At 38.7% G+C, this 19,954-nt stretch carries 7 protein-coding genes, 2 tRNA genes and 5 rRNA genes; all 14 read left to right on the forward strand.

All coding sequences use genetic code 11. The annotated features are described in order from the left end of the window. The 14 genes from dnaA to ACFYH6_RS00070 all read left to right on the forward strand — a co-directional run bounded on the left by dnaA (position 1) and on the right by ACFYH6_RS00070 (position 19,946). Positions 1-1,356 carry a chromosomal replication initiator protein DnaA gene (dnaA, locus tag ACFYH6_RS00005; protein WP_416179848.1) on the forward strand — a complete coding sequence of 452 codons (1,356 nt, stop codon included), beginning with the start codon at positions 1-3 and terminating at the stop codon, positions 1,354-1,356. Between the two features lie 272 nt (positions 1,357-1,628). Beyond that, complete coding sequence (gene dnaN / locus ACFYH6_RS00010) at positions 1,629-2,729, forward strand: DNA polymerase III subunit beta (RefSeq protein WP_316345012.1); 1,101 nt, start codon at positions 1,629-1,631, stop codon at positions 2,727-2,729. A gap of 48 nt (positions 2,730-2,777) precedes the next feature. Further along, positions 2,778-2,984, forward strand: a complete 207-nt coding sequence (yaaA, locus tag ACFYH6_RS00015) for a S4 domain-containing protein YaaA (RefSeq protein ID WP_316345014.1) — start codon at positions 2,778-2,780, stop codon at positions 2,982-2,984. A 65-nt stretch (positions 2,985-3,049) separates the two neighbouring features. Continuing rightward, a complete protein-coding gene (gene recF, locus ACFYH6_RS00020) occupies positions 3,050-4,135 on the forward strand; it encodes a DNA replication/repair protein RecF (protein WP_416179847.1) in 1,086 nt (361 codons plus the stop codon). Positions 4,136-4,148: 13 nt separating this feature from the next. After that, positions 4,149-4,409, forward strand: a complete 261-nt coding sequence (gene remB / locus ACFYH6_RS00025) for an extracellular matrix regulator RemB (RefSeq protein WP_291707592.1) — start codon at positions 4,149-4,151, stop codon at positions 4,407-4,409. 56 nt (positions 4,410-4,465) lie between these two features. Continuing rightward, positions 4,466-6,379 carry a DNA topoisomerase (ATP-hydrolyzing) subunit B gene (gene gyrB, locus ACFYH6_RS00030; RefSeq protein ID WP_416179846.1) on the forward strand — a complete coding sequence of 638 codons (1,914 nt, stop codon included), beginning with the start codon at positions 4,466-4,468 and terminating at the stop codon, positions 6,377-6,379. 21 nt (positions 6,380-6,400) lie between these two features. Further along, complete coding sequence (gene gyrA / locus ACFYH6_RS00035; protein ID WP_416179845.1) at positions 6,401-8,941, forward strand: DNA gyrase subunit A; 2,541 nt, start codon at positions 6,401-6,403, stop codon at positions 8,939-8,941. Between the two features lie 476 nt (positions 8,942-9,417). Continuing rightward, positions 9,418-10,933, forward strand: a 16S ribosomal RNA gene (locus tag ACFYH6_RS00040). A 188-nt stretch (positions 10,934-11,121) separates the two neighbouring features. Further along, positions 11,122-14,027 (forward strand): 23S ribosomal RNA (locus ACFYH6_RS00045). 49 nt (positions 14,028-14,076) lie between these two features. Continuing rightward, positions 14,077-14,193, forward strand: a 5S ribosomal RNA gene (gene rrf / locus ACFYH6_RS00050). A 6-nt stretch (positions 14,194-14,199) separates the two neighbouring features. After that, positions 14,200-14,276, forward strand: a tRNA-Ile gene (locus ACFYH6_RS00055). 5 nt (positions 14,277-14,281) lie between these two features. Then, a tRNA-Ala gene (locus ACFYH6_RS00060) sits at positions 14,282-14,357 on the forward strand. A 979-nt stretch (positions 14,358-15,336) separates the two neighbouring features. Further along, positions 15,337-16,852, forward strand: a 16S ribosomal RNA gene (locus ACFYH6_RS00065). Between the two features lie 188 nt (positions 16,853-17,040). Beyond that, a 23S ribosomal RNA gene (locus ACFYH6_RS00070) occupies positions 17,041-19,946 on the forward strand. The 16S, 23S and 5S rRNA genes sit together here with 2 tRNA genes alongside, the layout of an rRNA operon. The last annotated feature ends 8 nt before the right edge of the window (positions 19,947-19,954 follow it).

Raw genomic sequence — 19,954 nt, forward strand, 5'->3', positions numbered from 1 at the left:
ATGAATAATGATCTTAAATCATTATGGGAAAAAACGTTAAATATTATTAAAGGTGAAATGAGTGAAGTAAGCTTTAATACCTGGATTAAAAGCTGCGAACCTATTTCTATATCTTCCAATACTATAAAAATCAGTGTCCCGAACTCCTTTACTCAAGACATATTGGAAAAAAGGTATAAGGACTTAGTTGTAAACTCAATAGAAGCCGCTTGTTCTAAAGTTTATACTGTAGATTTTATAGTAGCATCTGATATTCAAGAAGTTGACGAAAAGGAAGAAAAAAATACACAAAATGATGATAAGTCATCAGTTAATGTAAATGATGAAATGTCTAGTACATTAAATCCTAAATATACTTTTGATTCATTTGTCATAGGTAATAGTAATAGATTCGCTCATGCCGCTTCTTTAGCAGTTGCTGAGGCTCCAGCTAAAGCCTATAATCCTCTATTTATTTATGGAGGGGTTGGTCTTGGAAAGACTCACTTAATGCATGCTATAGGACACTATGTTCTTCAAAATAACTCTAATGCCAAAGTAGTTTATGTATCTTCTGAAAAATTTACTAATGAACTTATTAATGCTATTAGAGATGATAGAAATGAAGAATTTAGAAATAAATATAGAAATGTAGATATACTATTAATAGACGATGTTCAATTTATTGCCGGAAAGGAAAGAACTCAGGAAGAGTTTTTCCATACATTTAATGAATTACATGATGCTAATAAGCAAATTATTCTATCATCTGATAGACCGCCAAAGGAAATCCCAACTTTAGAAGATAGACTTCGTTCAAGATTCGAATGGGGATTAATAGCTGACATCCAGGCTCCAGACTTTGAAACTAGAATGGCTATTTTAAAAAAGAAAGCTGATGTAGAGAAATTAAATGTTGCTAATGAAGTAATGGTATATATCGCAACTAAAATTAAGTCTAATATTAGAGAACTAGAAGGAGCACTTATTAGAATAGTAGCTTATTCTTCTCTTACTAATAGACCAATTACTGTTGAGTTAGCAAGTGAAGCATTAAAGGATATAATTTCAAATAAACAAAATAAAAATATAACTATAGATGTTATACAGGATGTTGTAGCTGGATATTTTAATCTTAGAATAGAAGATTTAAAATCTCAAAGAAGAACAAGAAATGTAGCATATCCTAGACAAATTGCAATGTACTTAAGTAGGAAGCTTACAGATATGTCATTACCTAAAATTGGTGAAGAATTTGGGGGAAGGGATCATACAACTGTAATCCACGCGTATGAGAAAATCTCTGATAATCTTAAGACTGATGAGAGCTTACAACATACAGTAAATGATATAACAAAGAAACTAACTCAAAATTAACTAACAGCTGTACATAAATATATTGAATTGTTTGTGGATAACTATTAAAACCAATATTGCTTGTTAATACTGTGGATAAGATATGTATTTTTTGCTTCACTTATCCACAATATTTTTTTACTAACTTTTTAGTATTTTCAAGGGCTAAAGGTACTTATCAACATATCAACAGCCCCTACTACTACTATTATTATAATTTATCTATATATTTATCTATATATTTATATTATTTCTGTGAATATTTTATGTTCATAAATTAAGGAGGTTTTTATATGAAATTCATATGTGAAAAACAAAAACTACAAGAGGGTATATCTATTGCTAGTAAGGCTATAACAGGAAAAACTACAATGCCTATACTAGAAGGAATATATATAACAGCTAAAAATAATGAATTAACATTAATAGGATCTGATATGGATGTATCTATTGAAACAAAAGTTCAAGCTAATATTGTAGAAGAAGGTATGTTAGTTATAGATTCTAAAATATTTGGAGAAATAATAAGAAAACTTCCAAATTCAGATGTTATTATTGAAACTTTAGAAAATGATATTATTCAAATAACTTGTGAAAAGTCAGTTTTCAACTTAGTTTATATGAATGGAGAAGATTATCCAGAATTACCTAAAATCAATGAAAACTTATCAGTAGAGGTTCCTCAAAATATATTAAAGAGTATGATAAGAGGTACATCTTTTGCTATAGCTCAAGATGAAACAAGACCAATATTACAGGGGATATTATTTGAGGTTAAAAATAGAAATTTAAATCTTGTTGCTTTAGATGGATATAGATTAGCAATTAGATCAGAATTTCTAGATAATGATAATGATATAGAAGTGGTTATTCCAGGAAAAACATTAAATGAAGTTTCAAGAATACTAGAAGATACAAATGAAATAGTAAAAATTACTTTTACTAATAATCATATTTTATTTAATTTAAGTGATACTAAAATAATTTCTAGATTATTAGATGGAAAGTTTGTTAATTATATATCTTTACTTCCTCAAGAACATAAGATTTCTATTGATGTAAAAAAACAAGAATTGCAAAATTGTATTGAGAGAGCATCTCTTATGGCTAAGGATGGAAATAGTAATTTAATTAAATTAGATGTTCAAGATGAGACCTTAATAATAACATCTAATTCTCAATTGGGAAAGGTTAGGGAAGAAGTGAGTATAAATCTGCAAGGAGAGTCAATTCAAATTGCATTTAACTCAAGATATTTAATTGATGTTCTTAAAAATATAGATGGGGATGAGGTTGTTTTAGAAATGACTTCAAGTGTAAGTCCTTGTGTAATTAAGTGTAAAAATACTGATAATTCTAAGTACTTAGTATTACCAGTTAGACTATTAAGATAGAAGGGAGGATATGCATAAAATTTGTATTTATATGCATGGAATTGGAAAATGAATGAAGTTAAAATTAATACTGAATTTATTAAACTAGATTCTTTTTTAAAATGGTGTGGTGCTGCATCATTAGGATCAGAAGCTAAGATGTATATCTTAGATGAATTGGTTAAGGTTAATGGAGAAGTATGTACTCAAAGAGGAAAAAAGATTAGACCAGGAGATTTAGTGGAATTTAATGGAGATAAATACAGAGTAGTTTAATTACTCTTAACCTAATAATTACTTTTATTCCTCTAATATGTTATAATAAAATATAGGTGTAAGTAATGTATATTAAGAAGATACAAATATTAAATTATAGAAATTATAAATCCTTAAATATAACACTGGGGAAGAATGTAAATGTATTTATGGGGGATAATGCTCAAGGAAAAACTAATATTCTTGAAGCAATTTATTATTGTGCATTTGCGAGATCCCATAGAACTTCAAAAGATAGAGAGTTAATCAATTGGAATGCGGAAAATGCCTTTGTAAGTGTTTTAGTTGGTAGAGATAGATTAGATAAGACTATTGATATAAATATACTTAAGGATGGCAAAAAGGCAATAAGGATAAACAAGATTAAAGCTTCAAAGATTGGAGAATTATTTGGAAACTTTAATGTTGTTATGTTTTCACCTGAAGATTTAAGGATTATAAAAGATTCTCCAGGTGTAAGAAGAAAATTCATAGATATGGAATTATGTCAGTTAGGTTCTAAGTATTATTATAATTTAGTTCAGTACAATAAGGTCTTGAATGAACGGAACATACTTTTAAAGAGTAGAAAAGTTGATAAAGATGTTTTAGATATATATGATATTCAGTTAGCGAATTTTGGATGTAATATAATTAAGGAAAGACTAAATTATATTAATAAGTTAAATTTTTATGGAAAGAATATACATAAGGATATATCTTCAGGAAAAGAAGATGTAGAATTTAAATATATAAGTACAGTAAAAGATTTAAAAAATATAGAAGATTGTTTTTATGAGCAATTGAAAAAAAATAGAAATAAAGATATTGAAAAAGGATTAACTAGTATTGGCCCACATAGAGATGATTTTATTGTACTTATTAATGGTATAGATACTAAAAGTTTTGGATCACAAGGCCAGCAAAGAAGTGCTGTTCTTACTATGAAGTTCTCTTCTTTGAAGATAATAAAGGAATTAACATCAGAATATCCAGTATTATTGCTAGATGATGTTTTATCGGAGTTGGATTTCAATAGAAAGAGATATATTTTAAGTACCATAGGTGAAATCCAAACAATAATAACATGTACAGGAATAGAAGATCTCACAAATTATTTAGATAGTAGTTCTAAGGTCTTTAAGGTTAAGGATGGTGAAATCCTAAATTAAGGGAGGAATTCTTATGTTTTTACATTTAGGAGAAAATGTTGTTGTTCCGATTAAGGACATAATTGGAATTTTTGATTTGCAAACAACTATGTATAGCTCAGATACAAGTGCATTTTTAAGAATGGCAGAGGAAGATGGGTTTGTGGAGAGAATTTCAAAAGAAAAGCCTAAATCTTTTGTTATTGCTGAAGTTAATAAGATGAGTAAAATATATTTATCACCAATATCATCTTCAACTTTGACAAAAAGAACAAATACAGATTATAATCCATAATTCCAATTTTTAATCTTCATAGGGTTAAAATAAAAGTTCATTAAAAGGAGGAGATTATGTTGGAAAATAACAAACAAAGTTATGATGAAAGTCAAATTCAAGTTCTTGAAGGCTTAGAAGCCGTTAGAAAAAGACCAGGAATGTATATAGGGAGTACTAGTTCAAGGGGATTGCATCACCTTGTTTATGAAATAGTTGATAACAGTATCGATGAAGCTTTAGCAGGATTCTGTAATGAAATATCAGTATCAATCAATGAAGATAATTCTATAACTGTAATAGATAATGGTAGAGGTATGCCTACTGGTATACATCCTAAGATGGGAAAATCTGCTGTAGAGGTAATTATGACAGTTCTGCATGCTGGAGGTAAATTCGGCGGTGGTGGATATAAGGTATCTGGAGGATTACATGGTGTTGGGGCATCAGTTGTTAATGCATTATCTGAATGGTGTGAAGTTACTGTATCAAGAGATGGAGAAGTATGGCAACAAAGATATTCCAGAGGTAACGCTATATCTGATTTAGCTATAATAGGTTCTACAGAAGAACATGGAACTAAAGTTTCCTTTAAGCCAGATACTGAAATATTTGAAGAAACTGAATATGATTTTGAAATATTAGCAAATAGATTAAGAGAATTAGCATTTTTAAATAAAGGAATAAGAATAGTTTTAACTGATAAAAGAGAAGATAATAAGCAAGAAATATATCATTATGAAGGTGGTATAAAGGAATTTGTTGCGTATTTGAATAGAAATAAAGAAGTTTTACATCCAGAGCCTATATATGTAGAGGGAGAAAAGGATGGAATAATCGCAGAAGTATCACTTCAATATAACGATGGATATAATGAAAATTTATATTCATTTGCAAATAATATAGATACAATTGAAGGTGGAACTCACTTATCAGGATTTAAAACTGCATTAACTAGAGTTATAAATGATTATGGTAAAAGATTTAATCATTTAAAAGAAAATGATAAGAATTTATCTGGTGATGATATAAGAGAGGGATTAACAGCTGTAGTATCTGTTAAGATTTCTGAGCCTCAATTTGAGGGCCAAACAAAGACTAAACTAGGTAACTCTGAAGTAAGAAGCGTTGTTGATTCAATAGTTGGTGAGGGAGTTTCTATATTTCTTGAAGAAAACCCTAATGTAGGTAAGATAATAATAGAAAAAGCTTTAATGGCATCAAGAGCTAGAGATGCAGCTAGAAAGGCTAGAGAACTAACTAGAAAATCAGTCTTAGAAAGATCAACACTTCCTGGTAAATTAGCAGATTGTTCATCTAAGGATCCATTAGAGTGTGAAATTTATATAGTTGAGGGAGATTCAGCAGGCGGATCAGCTAAGCAAGGAAGAAATAGAAGATTCCAAGCAATATTACCTTTAAGAGGTAAAATATTAAATGTTGAAAAGCAAAGATTAGATAGAATATTAACTGCCGATTCCATAAAGTCAATGGTTACTGCATTTGGAGCTGGAATTGGTGATGACTTTGATGAAAGTAAATTAAGATATAATAGAATTATAATTATGACAGATGCTGATGTTGATGGAGCTCATATTAGAACGCTGTTATTAACATTTTTCTTTAGATATATGAGGGGACTATTAGATGGTGGACACGTTTATATAGCTCAGCCTCCTCTTTACCAAGTAAAAAAGAATAAGAAAGAGTATTATGCATATTCAGATCAAGAACTAGACTCCTTATTAAACGAAATTGGTGGTAAAGATAACGCTACAAATATTCAAAGATACAAAGGTTTAGGTGAAATGAATGCAACTCAGCTATGGGATACAACAATGGATCCAGAAAAAAGAATATTATTAAAAGCTACTGTTGAAGATGCAATAGCAGCAGATGAAATATTTACTATATTAATGGGTGATAAAGTTGAACCAAGAAGAGAATTTATACACAAAAATGCTAAGAAGGTAAGCAACTTAGATATTTAGTACTAAAGCGAGGTGAGGTACATGAGCTTAAATGAAGGAAAAGTTATAGATATAGACATTAATAAAGAGATGAAGAGATGCTACATTGACTATGCAATGAGTGTTATAGTTGGTCGTGCTCTTCCAGATGTTAGAGATGGATTAAAGCCAGTTCATAGAAGAATATTGCACTCAATGAACGATCTTGGATTGTCTCCAGAAAAAGGTTATAGAAAATGTGCAAGAATTGTAGGGGAAGTTTTAGGTAAGTATCATCCACATGGTGATACTTCTGTGTATGATGCACTTGTAAGAATGGCACAAGATTTTTCTATGAGATATATGCTTGTAGATGGGCATGGTAATTTTGGTTCTGTAGATGGAGATAGTGCAGCTGCTATGAGATATACAGAAGCTAAGATGAATAAAATAGCAGCAGAGATGCTAAGAGATATAAATAAAGATACTGTAGATTTTATTCCAAACTTCGATGGAGAAGAAAAGGAACCAGTAGTATTACCTTCAAGATATCCAAATCTTTTAGTAAATGGATCATCAGGAATAGCGGTTGGTATGGCTACGAATATTCCTCCTCATAACTTAGGAGAAGTAATAGATGGAACTATAATGCTTATTGATAATCCAGAAGCAACTGTTTTAGATCTAATGACTGTAATAAAAGGTCCAGATTTTCCAACCGGAGCTATTATTATGGGTAAATCAGGAATAAGAGCTGCTTATGAAACTGGTAAAGGTAGAGTAATAGTTAGAGCTAAGGCAGAGATAGAAGAAGAGAACAATAGACATAAAATTATAGTTACTGAAATTCCATACCAAGTAAATAAGGCTAAACTTATTGAAAATATAGCTGACTTAGTTAAAGACAAGAAAATAGTTGGAATATCAGATTTAAGAGACGAATCTGATAGAGAGGGTATGAGAATTGTAATAGAACTTAAAAAAGATGCTAACCCAAATGTAATTTTAAACTTATTATATAAGCATACAAAGATGCAAGATACTTTTGGTGTTATTATGTTAGCATTAGTAAATAATGAGCCACATGTTTTAAATTTAAAACAAGTTTTAAGTTATTATATAGAATTCCAAAAGGAAGTAATAACTAGAAGAACTGTATTTGAACTTAATAAGGCTGAAGCAAGAGCTCATATTCTTGAAGGATTAAAAATTGCGCTTGATAATATAGATGAGGTTATAAGCATTATTAGATCTTCTAAAACATCAGAAATAGCAAGAAATACTTTAATAGAAAGATTTAATTTAAGTGATAAGCAAGCTCAAGCAATATTAGAAATGAGACTTAGAAGATTAACAGGTCTTGAAAGAGATAAAATTGAGGAAGAGTATGCTGAACTTATGAAACAAATAGAATACTTAAAATCAATTTTAGAAGATCAAGTAAAATTACTATCAGTAATTAAAGAAGAGCTTATAGAAATAAAGAGAAGATATGGCGATGATAGAAGAACTACTATAGAAAAAGTAATGAATGAAATAGATATAGAAGATCTTATTCAAGAAGAAGAAGTAGTAGTAACATTAACTCATTCAGGTTATATAAAGAGAATATCAGCTGATACTTATTCATCACAAAGAAGAGGGGGAAGAGGAATACAAGCAATGTCTACAAAGGAAGATGACTTCGTAGAACATGTTAGTATAACTTCTACTCATTCTGATGTATTATTCTTTACTAACAGAGGAAGAGTTTATAAATTAAGAGCCTATGAAATACCGGATGCAGGAAGAACAGCTAAGGGAACTAATATAATTAATTTAATTGCAATTGAGGCAGATGAAAGAATAGAAACTGTACTTACTATAAGAGATGATATAAGTGAAGGATTCTTATTTATGGGAACCAAGCAAGGTTTAGTTAAAAAGACACCTTTATGCGAATTTAAGAATCTAAGAAAAAATGGATTAATAGCAATTAATTTAAGAGATGGAGATGAACTTCTTAAGGTTAAAGTAACTCGTGGAGACGCAGACATAATAATAGCAACAAGAGAAGGTAATGCTATTAGATTTAATGAAAAAGATGTAAGACCAATGGGAAGAACAGCTTCAGGAGTAAGATCTATACACTTAAAGGATAATGATGTTGCAGTTTGCATGGATATAGCAGTTAAGGGAGAAGATTTATTAGTTATAAGTGAAAATGGATTTGGAAAGAGAACACCTATTACTCAGTACAAGGTACAAAGAAGAAGTGGAACAGGTCTAATAACATATAAAATATCTGAAAAGACAGGAAAAGTAGTGGGAGCAACTGTATGTAAGTTAGAAGATGAGCTTATGTTGATAAATACAAGTGGAGTTGCAATAAGAATTAATGTTTCTGATATTTCAGTTACTAGTAGATCAGCAATGGGAGTAACTCTAATGAGAACATCAGATGAAGAAAAGGTTGTTGCAATTGCAAAGATATCTGGTGGAAATGAAGATAAAGAAGAACAATTAAAATTAGAAGAAGATATCAATCATAATGAAATAGAGCCTATAATTAATAATATGGAAGACAATATAGGAAATGAAGAAGATTTAGATGATATAGAATAATAAATAGGTTTAATAAAACCAAAAAACTGAAGTAACTTTATATTTATATTATAAAGTTAACTTCAGTTTTTTTTGTTATTTAAGGGTTGAAAACTAATTATATGATATATACAAGTAAAAAAGTAACGTAATCTTATCCTAGCGTGTCAATATTAGAATAATTGAGATAAAAATAGAAAATTAGAGAATATACATAATAATTTATTAAAATAATAAGGTATATATAAGACCTAGAATATTTAACATGGTAAGATAAATCTCGTCGCTGAGGGGAAACAGCAAACAAGTAAAAAAACTTGTGAAAAAGTTGTTGACAAACAGTAAGACAAATGATAAGATAATGAAGTCGCTTGAGAGCGACGAAGAAAATGGTCTTTGAAAATTGAACAGAATATAAGTTAAGTATAAAGTAAACCAGCAATTCTTTTAAGTCTTAAAATTAAGACTCAAAGTAATTTGAGCAACAGATTAAACTTTTTATTGAGAGTTTGATCCTGGCTCAGGACGAACGCTGGCGGCGTGCCTAACACATGCAAGTCGAGCGAGGAGAGTTCCTTCGGGAACAAACCTAGCGGCGGACGGGTGAGTAACACGTGGGCAACCTGCCTTATAGAGGGGAATAGCCTTCCGAAAGGAAGATTAATACCGCATAACATTGCACTTTCGCATGAAAGAGTAATTAAAGGAGCAATCCGCTATAAGATGGGCCCGCGGCGCATTAGCTAGTTGGTGAGGTAACGGCTCACCAAGGCGACGATGCGTAGCCGACCTGAGAGGGTGATCGGCCACATTGGGACTGAGACACGGCCCAGACTCCTACGGGAGGCAGCAGTGGGGAATATTGCACAATGGGGGAAACCCTGATGCAGCAACGCCGCGTGAGTGATGAAGGTCTTCGGATCGTAAAGCTCTGTCTTCAGGGACGATAATGACGGTACCTGAGGAGGAAGCCACGGCTAACTACGTGCCAGCAGCCGCGGTAATACGTAGGTGGCGAGCGTTGTCCGGATTTACTGGGCGTAAAGGGAGCGTAGGCGGACTTTTAAGTGAGATGTGAAATACCCAGGCTCAACCTGGGGGCTGCATTTCAAACTGGAAGTCTAGAGTGCAGGAGAGGAGAGTGGAATTCCTAGTGTAGCGGTGAAATGCGTAGAGATTAGGAAGAACACCAGTGGCGAAGGCGACTCTCTGGACTGTAACTGACGCTGAGGCTCGAAAGCGTGGGGAGCAAACAGGATTAGATACCCTGGTAGTCCACGCCGTAAACGATGAATACTAGGTGTAGGGGTTGTCATGACCTCTGTGCCGCCGCTAACGCATTAAGTATTCCGCCTGGGGAGTACGGTCGCAAGATTAAAACTCAAAGGAATTGACGGGGGCCCGCACAAGCAGCGGAGCATGTGGTTTAATTCGAAGCAACGCGAAGAACCTTACCTAGACTTGACATCTCCTGCATTACTCTTAATCGAGGAAGTCCTTTCGGGGACAGGATGACAGGTGGTGCATGGTTGTCGTCAGCTCGTGTCGTGAGATGTTGGGTTAAGTCCCGCAACGAGCGCAACCCTTATTGTTAGTTGCTACCATTTAGTTGAGCACTCTAGCGAGACTGCCCGGGTTAACCGGGAGGAAGGTGGGGATGACGTCAAATCATCATGCCCCTTATGTCTAGGGCTACACACGTGCTACAATGGCAAGTACAAAGAGATGCGATACCGCGAGGTGGAGCTAAACTATAAAACTTGTCTCAGTTCGGATTGTAGGCTGAAACTCGCCTACATGAAGCTGGAGTTGCTAGTAATCGCGAATCAGAATGTCGCGGTGAATACGTTCCCGGGCCTTGTACACACCGCCCGTCACACCATGAGAGTTGGCAATACCCAAAGTTCGTGAGCTAACCCGTAAGGGAGGCAGCGACCTAAGGTAGGGTCAGCGATTGGGGTGAAGTCGTAACAAGGTAGCCGTAGGAGAACCTGCGGCTGGATCACCTCCTTTCTATGGAGAAATCTAGTAAGCATGGCGCTTATCTAGTATAACTTAGAAGATGGTTTATCTTAACTTCTGTTCAATTTTGAAGGACTAAGTTCTTCAATTTTGTTCTTTGAAAATTGCACATGAATAAAAATAACAACAAGCCAAAAATATTCTTTGTGAATAACTTTGTAATAAATTACTTTTTAAAAGGTCAAGCTACAAAGGGCGCATGGTGAATGCCTTGGCATCAGGAGCCGATGAAGGACGTGATAAGCTGCGATAAGCTTCGGGTAGGCGCACATAGCCAGTGATCCGAAGATTTCCGAATGAGGAAACTCACATGGGAAACCCCATGTATCCTGTGATGAATAAATAGTTACAGGAAGGTAAACCTAGGGAACTGAAACATCTAAGTACCTAGAGGAAGAGAAAGAAAAATCGATTTTCTTAGTAGCGGCGAGCGAAAGGGAAAGAGCCCAAACCAGAGATTTATCTCTGGGGTTGCGGACAGAACATTAACGGAAAATTATAATTAATCGAACACAACTGGAAAGTTGGGCCACAGAGTGTAATAGCCACGTAAGTGAAAATTATAATAACCAAGTTCTGATCCAGAGTACCACGAGACACGTGAAACCTTGTGGGAAGCAGGGAGGACCACCTCCCAAGGCTAAATACTACCTGATGACCGATAGTGAAGAAGTACCGTGAGGGAAAGGTGAAAAGAACCCCGGGAGGGGAGTGAAATAGAACCTGAAACCGTGTGCCTACAACCGGTCAAAGCCCCTTATGAGGGTGATGACGTGCTTTTTGTAGAACGAGCCAACGAGTTACGGTATGTAGCAAGGTTAAGTACTTAAGGTACGGAGCCGAAGGGAAACCGAGTCTTAATAGGGCGACTAGTTGCATGCCGTAGACCCGAAACCGGGTGACCTATCCATGGCCAGGTTGAAGCGGGGGTAAAACCCCGTGGAGGACCGAACCACGTTGCTGTTGAAAAAGCATGGGATGAGCTGTGGATAGCGGAGAAATTCCAATCGAACTCGGAGATAGCTGGTTCTCCTCGAAATAGCTTTAGGGCTAGCGTCGGATATGAGTAATGGAGGTAGAGCACTGAATGGGCTAGGGGGCATATCGCTTACCGAACCTTATCAAACTCCGAATGCCATATACTATTAGTCCGGCAGTCAGACTACGAATGATAAGATCCGTGGTCAAAAGGGAAAAAGCCCAGATCGTCAGCTAAGGTCCCAAAGTGTAAGTTAAGTGGTAAAGGATGTGGGATTTCTAAGACAACTAGGATGTTGGCTTAGAAGCAGCCACTCATTTAAAGAGTGCGTAATAGCTCACTAGTCGAGAGATCCTGCGCCGAAAATGTCCGGGGCTCAAACTTACCACCGAAGCTACGGGCTCAAGATTACTTGAGCGGTAGAGGAGCGTCGTAATCGGGCTGAAGTCGTACCGTAAGGAGCGGTGGACTGATTACGAGTGAGAATGTTGGCATTAGTAGCGAGATGTAAGTGAGAATCTTACAGGCCGAAAATCTAAGGTTTCCTGGGGAAGGCTCGTCCGCCCAGGGTTAGTCGGGACCTAAGCCGAGGCCGAAAGGCGTAGGTGATGGACAATTGGTTGATATTCCAATACCACTATTATCGTTATTATCGATGGTGTGACGGAGAAGGATAGGATGTGCTAGCGATTGGAAATGCTAGTCTAAGCATTTAGGGAGTTAAGATAGGCAAATCCGTCTTAACAATCCTGAGGTGTGATGGGGAAGGCCATTTAGGCTGAAGTATCTGATTCCCTGCTTCCAAGAAAAGCATCTAGAAAGAGAAATAGTGCCCGTACCGCAAACCGACACAGGTAGATGAGGAGAGAATCCTAAGGCCATCGGAAGAATTGCAGTTAAGGAACTAGGCAAATTGACCCCGTAAGTTAGCGAGAAGGGGTGCCTGCGAGAGCAGGCCGCAGAGAATAGGCCCAAGCAACTGTTTAGCAAAAACACAGGTCTCTGCTAAAGCGTAAGCTGATGTATAGGGGCTGACGCCTGCCCGGTGCTGGAAGGTTAAGGGGAACACTTAGCGCAAGCGAAGGTGTGAACTTAAGCCCCAGTAAACGGCGGCCGTAACTATAACGGTCCTAAGGTAGCGAAATTCCTTGTCAGGTAAGTTCTGACCCGCACGAATGGCGTAATGACTTGGGCACTGTCTCAACTGCAAATCCGGCGAAGTTGTAGTGCGAGTGAAGATGCTCGCTACCCGCGATTGGACGGAAAGACCCCGTAGAGCTTTACTGTAGCTTAGCATTGAGTTCCGATATTGTCTGTACAGGATAGGTGGGAGACTGAGAAACTAGGGCGTCAGCCTTGGTGGAGTCAACCTTGGGATACCACCCTGATAGTATTGGGATTCTAACTGGACGCCATGAATCTGGTGACAGGACATTGTTAGGTGGGCAGTTTGACTGGGGCGGTCGCCTCCTAAAATGTAACGGAGGCGCCCAAAGGTTCCCTCAGAACGGTCGGAAATCGTTCGTAGAGTGCAAAGGCAGAAGGGAGCCTGACTGCGACACCCACAAGTGGAGCAGGGACGAAAGTCGGGCTTAGTGATCCGGTGGTACCTCGTGGGAGGGCCATCGCTCAACGGATAAAAGCTACCTCGGGGATAACAGGCTGATCTCCCCCAAGAGTCCACATCGACGGGGAGGTTTGGCACCTCGATGTCGGCTCGTCGCATCCTGGGGCTGTAGTAGGTCCCAAGGGTTGGGCTGTTCGCCCATTAAAGCGGCACGCGAGCTGGGTTCAGAACGTCGTGAGACAGTTCGGTCCCTATCCGTCGCGGGCGTAGGAAATTTGAGAGGAGCTGTCCTTAGTACGAGAGGACCGGGATGGACTGACCTCTGGTGCACCAGTTGTTCCGCCAGGAGCATGGCTGGGTAGCTAAGTCGGGAAGGGATAAACGCTGAAAGCATCTAAGCGTGAAGCCCCCCTCAAGATGAGATTTCCCATAGCGTAAGCTAGTAAGACCCCTTGAAGAACACAAGGTTGATAGGTCAGAGGTGTAAGTGTGGTAACATATTTAGCTGACTGATACTAATAGGTCGAGGGCTTGACCAATAAAATAATGTTATTAATTCATGTGCAATTTTCAGAGAACACTCTGAAATCTGGTGATGATGGCGTAGAGGAAACACTCCTTTCCATTCCGAACAGGAAAGTTAAGCTCTACAGCGCCAATGGTACTGCATGGGAGACTGTGTGGGAGAGTAGGACGTTGCCAGGTGAATAAGGATCTTTAGCTCAGTTGGTTAGAGCAACCGGCTCATAACCGGTCGGCCCGGGGTTCGAGTCCCTGAAGGTCCACCATATTTGGGGGTATAGCTCAGTTGGGAGAGCACTTGCCTTGCACGCAAGGGGTCAAGGGTTCGAATCCCTTTACCTCCACCAAAGCTACGAATATTTCGTAGCTTTTTTTGTATAAAAAATACTACAATAAATATGGGAATAAATATAATAAAAAGCTCTTTATAATATAATAAAAATTATTATTTAAATTTTAACTGTAATATTAAAAAATTAGATTTAGAATAAATTATAAAAGAAAGTAACAGCAGATATTTATAAATAGCTTACAGATATAAATAAATATAAAATGTAAATTTATACTATACAACTAAAGTACAGTTTAATATATGATATAAAAACCACCAAATTTACTGGGGGTTTTTGTTTTTTTATTAATAATATATATATATAATAAAGATATCCAGTATTAATATAGTAAAGTATTAATTATACTTTATATTAGAATTAATGAATTTTATCTATAGTATATTTAGTAGAATATATTTCTAGAAAATAATTTGTACATATAATATATATACCTATATTAGAAAAAGTGTTTAAACATAAAATAAAGAATTATAAATAATAGAAGTTTTTATTCTTATATTTTAAAATAAAATTCTATAGAAATATAAAATAAAATAATAAAAACATATAATTATATAAAATATAATAAAATTATATATGTGTGGAAGTATCTAATTTATTAGTTGTTTGCTATAAAATATCATGTTAACTCTACCAGGCGTATCAATAATATTAAATAAAAGATATTTAGAGAAATATTAAGATATATTAATATAATTTTAAAATATTAAGTATATATTATAAAAAATGATTCTAATAACATGATAAGATAAATCTCGTCGCTGAGGGGAAACAGCAAACAAGTAAAAAAAACTTGTGAAAAAGTTGTTGACAAACAGTAAGACAAATGATAAGATAATGAAGTCGCTTGAGGGCGACGAAGAAAATGGTCTTTGAAAATTGAACAGAATATAAGTTAAGTATAAAGTAAACCAGCAATTCTTTTAAGTCTTAAAATTAAGACTCAAAGTAATTTGAGCAACAGATTAAACTTTTTATTGAGAGTTTGATCCTGGCTCAGGACGAACGCTGGCGGCGTGCCTAACACATGCAAGTCGAGCGAGGAGAGTTCCTTCGGGAACAAACCTAGCGGCGGACGGGTGAGTAACACGTGGGCAACCTGCCTTATAGAGGGGAATAGCCTTCCGAAAGGAAGATTAATACCGCATAACATTGCACTTTCGCATGAAAGAGTAATTAAAGGAGCAATCCGCTATAAGATGGGCCCGCGGCGCATTAGCTAGTTGGTGAGGTAACGGCTCACCAAGGCGACGATGCGTAGCCGACCTGAGAGGGTGATCGGCCACATTGGGACTGAGACACGGCCCAGACTCCTACGGGAGGCAGCAGTGGGGAATATTGCACAATGGGGGAAACCCTGATGCAGCAACGCCGCGTGAGTGATGAAGGTCTTCGGATCGTAAAGCTCTGTCTTCAGGGACGATAATGACGGTACCTGAGGAGGAAGCCACGGCTAACTACGTGCCAGCAGCCGCGGTAATACGTAGGTGGCGAGCGTTGTCCGGATTTACTGGGCGTAAAGGGAGCGTAGGCGGACTTTTAAGTGAGATGTGAAATACCCAGGCTCAACCTGGGGGCTGCATTTCAAACTGGAAGTCTAGAGTGCAGGAGAGGAGAGTGGAATTCCTAGTGTAGCGGTGAAATGCGTAGAGATTAGGAAGAACACCAGTGGCGAAGGCGACTCTCTGGACTGTAACTGACGCTGAGGCTCGAAAGCGTGGGGAGCAAACAGGATTAGATACCCTGGTAGTCCACGCCGTAAACGATGAATACTAGGTGTAGGGGTTGTCATGACCTCTGTGCCGCCGCTAACGCATTAAGTATTCCGCCTGGGGAGTACGGTCGCAAGATTAAAACTCAAAGGAATTGACGGGGGCCCGCACAAGCAGCGGAGCATGTGGTTTAATTCGAAGCAACGCGAAGAACCTTACCTAGACTTGACATCTCCTGCATTACTCTTAATCGAGGAAGTCCTTTCGGGGACAGGATGACAGGTGGTGCATGGTTGTCGTCAGCTCGTGTCGTGAGATGTTGGGTTAAGTCCCGCAACGAGCGCAACCCTTATTGTTAGTTGCTACCATTTAGTTGAGCACTCTAGCGAGACTGCCCGGGTTAACCGGGAGGAAGGTGGGGATGACGTCAAATCATCATGCCCCTTATGTCTAGGGCTACACACGTGCTACAATGGCAAGTACAAAGAGATGCGATACCGCGAGGTGGAGCTAAACTATAAAACTTGTCTCAGTTCGGATTGTAGGCTGAAACTCGCCTACATGAAGCTGGAGTTGCTAGTAATCGCGAATCAGAATGTCGCGGTGAATACGTTCCCGGGCCTTGTACACACCGCCCGTCACACCATGAGAGTTGGCAATACCCAAAGTTCGTGAGCTAACCCGTAAGGGAGGCAGCGACCTAAGGTAGGGTCAGCGATTGGGGTGAAGTCGTAACAAGGTAGCCGTAGGAGAACCTGCGGCTGGATCACCTCCTTTCTATGGAGAAATCTAGTAAGCATGGCGCTTATCTAGTATAACTTAGAAGATGGTTTATCTTAACTTCTGTTCAATTTTGAAGGACTAAGTTCTTCAATTTTGTTCTTTGAAAATTGCACATGAATAAAAATAACAACAAGCCAAAAATATTCTTTGTGAATAACTTTGTAATAAATTACTTTTTAAAAGGTCAAGCTACAAAGGGCGCATGGTGAATGCCTTGGCATCAGGAGCCGATGAAGGACGTGATAAGCTGCGATAAGCTTCGGGTAGGCGCACATAGCCAGTGATCCGAAGATTTCCGAATGAGGAAACTCACATGGGAAACCCCATGTATCCTGTGATGAATAAATAGTTACAGGAAGGTAAACCTAGGGAACTGAAACATCTAAGTACCTAGAGGAAGAGAAAGAAAAATCGATTTTCTTAGTAGCGGCGAGCGAAAGGGAAAGAGCCCAAACCAGAGATTTATCTCTGGGGTTGCGGACAGAACATTAACGGAAAATTATAATTAATCGAACACAACTGGAAAGTTGGGCCACAGAGTGTAATAGCCACGTAAGTGAAAATTATAATAACCAAGTTCTGATCCAGAGTACCACGAGACACGTGAAACCTTGTGGGAAGCAGGGAGGACCACCTCCCAAGGCTAAATACTACCTGATGACCGATAGTGAAGAAGTACCGTGAGGGAAAGGTGAAAAGAACCCCGGGAGGGGAGTGAAATAGAACCTGAAACCGTGTGCCTACAACCGGTCAAAGCCCCTTATGAGGGTGATGACGTGCTTTTTGTAGAACGAGCCAACGAGTTACGGTATGTAGCAAGGTTAAGTACTTAAGGTACGGAGCCGAAGGGAAACCGAGTCTTAATAGGGCGACTAGTTGCATGCCGTAGACCCGAAACCGGGTGACCTATCCATGGCCAGGTTGAAGCGGGGGTAAAACCCCGTGGAGGACCGAACCACGTTGCTGTTGAAAAAGCATGGGATGAGCTGTGGATAGCGGAGAAATTCCAATCGAACTCGGAGATAGCTGGTTCTCCTCGAAATAGCTTTAGGGCTAGCGTCGGATATGAGTAATGGAGGTAGAGCACTGAATGGGCTAGGGGGCATATCGCTTACCGAACCTTATCAAACTCCGAATGCCATATACTATTAGTCCGGCAGTCAGACTACGAATGATAAGATCCGTGGTCAAAAGGGAAAAAGCCCAGATCGTCAGCTAAGGTCCCAAAGTGTAAGTTAAGTGGTAAAGGATGTGGGATTTCTAAGACAACTAGGATGTTGGCTTAGAAGCAGCCACTCATTTAAAGAGTGCGTAATAGCTCACTAGTCGAGAGATCCTGCGCCGAAAATGTCCGGGGCTCAAACTTACCACCGAAGCTACGGGCTCAAGATTACTTGAGCGGTAGAGGAGCGTCGTAATCGGGCTGAAGTCGTACCGTAAGGAGCGGTGGACTGATTACGAGTGAGAATGTTGGCATTAGTAGCGAGATGTAAGTGAGAATCTTACAGGCCGAAAATCTAAGGTTTCCTGGGGAAGGCTCGTCCGCCCAGGGTTAGTCGGGACCTAAGCCGAGGCCGAAAGGCGTAGGTGATGGACAATTGGTTGATATTCCAATACCACTATTATCGTTATTATCGATGGTGTGACGGAGAAGGATAGGATGTGCTAGCGATTGGAAATGCTAGTCTAAGCATTTAGGGAGTTAAGATAGGCAAATCCGTCTTAACAATCCTGAGGTGTGATGGGGAAGGCCATTTAGGCTGAAGTATCTGATTCCCTGCTTCCAAGAAAAGCATCTAGAAAGAGAAATAGTGCCCGTACCGCAAACCGACACAGGTAGATGAGGAGAGAATCCTAAGGCCATCGGAAGAATTGCAGTTAAGGAACTAGGCAAATTGACCCCGTAAGTTAGCGAGAAGGGGTGCCTGCGAGAGCAGGCCGCAGAGAATAGGCCCAAGCAACTGTTTAGCAAAAACACAGGTCTCTGCTAAAGCGTAAGCTGATGTATAGGGGCTGACGCCTGCCCGGTGCTGGAAGGTTAAGGGGAACACTTAGCGCAAGCGAAGGTGTGAACTTAAGCCCCAGTAAACGGCGGCCGTAACTATAACGGTCCTAAGGTAGCGAAATTCCTTGTCAGGTAAGTTCTGACCCGCACGAATGGCGTAATGACTTGGGCACTGTCTCAACTGCAAATCCGGCGAAGTTGTAGTGCGAGTGAAGATGCTCGCTACCCGCGATTGGACGGAAAGACCCCGTAGAGCTTTACTGTAGCTTAGCATTGAGTTCCGATATTGTCTGTACAGGATAGGTGGGAGACTGAGAAACTAGGGCGTCAGCCTTGGTGGAGTCAACCTTGGGATACCACCCTGATAGTATTGGGATTCTAACTGGACGCCATGAATCTGGTGACAGGACATTGTTAGGTGGGCAGTTTGACTGGGGCGGTCGCCTCCTAAAATGTAACGGAGGCGCCCAAAGGTTCCCTCAGAACGGTCGGAAATCGTTCGTAGAGTGCAAAGGCAGAAGGGAGCCTGACTGCGACACCCACAAGTGGAGCAGGGACGAAAGTCGGGCTTAGTGATCCGGTGGTACCTCGTGGGAGGGCCATCGCTCAACGGATAAAAGCTACCTCGGGGATAACAGGCTGATCTCCCCCAAGAGTCCACATCGACGGGGAGGTTTGGCACCTCGATGTCGGCTCGTCGCATCCTGGGGCTGTAGTAGGTCCCAAGGGTTGGGCTGTTCGCCCATTAAAGCGGCACGCGAGCTGGGTTCAGAACGTCGTGAGACAGTTCGGTCCCTATCCGTCGCGGGCGTAGGAAATTTGAGAGGAGCTGTCCTTAGTACGAGAGGACCGGGATGGACTGACCTCTGGTGCACCAGTTGTTCCGCCAGGAGCATGGCTGGGTAGCTAAGTCGGGAAGGGATAAACGCTGAAAGCATCTAAGCGTGAAGCCCCCCTCAAGATGAGATTTCCCATAGCGTAAGCTAGTAAGACCCCTTGAAGAACACAAGGTTGATAGGTCAGAGGTGTAAGTGTGGTAACATATTTAGCTGACTGATACTAATAGGTCGAGGGCTTGACCAATAAAATAA

The organism is Clostridium sp. HCS.1, from assembly GCF_047900555.1.
In the GTDB taxonomy this organism is placed as follows: Bacteria; Bacillota; Clostridia; order Clostridiales; family Clostridiaceae; genus Clostridium.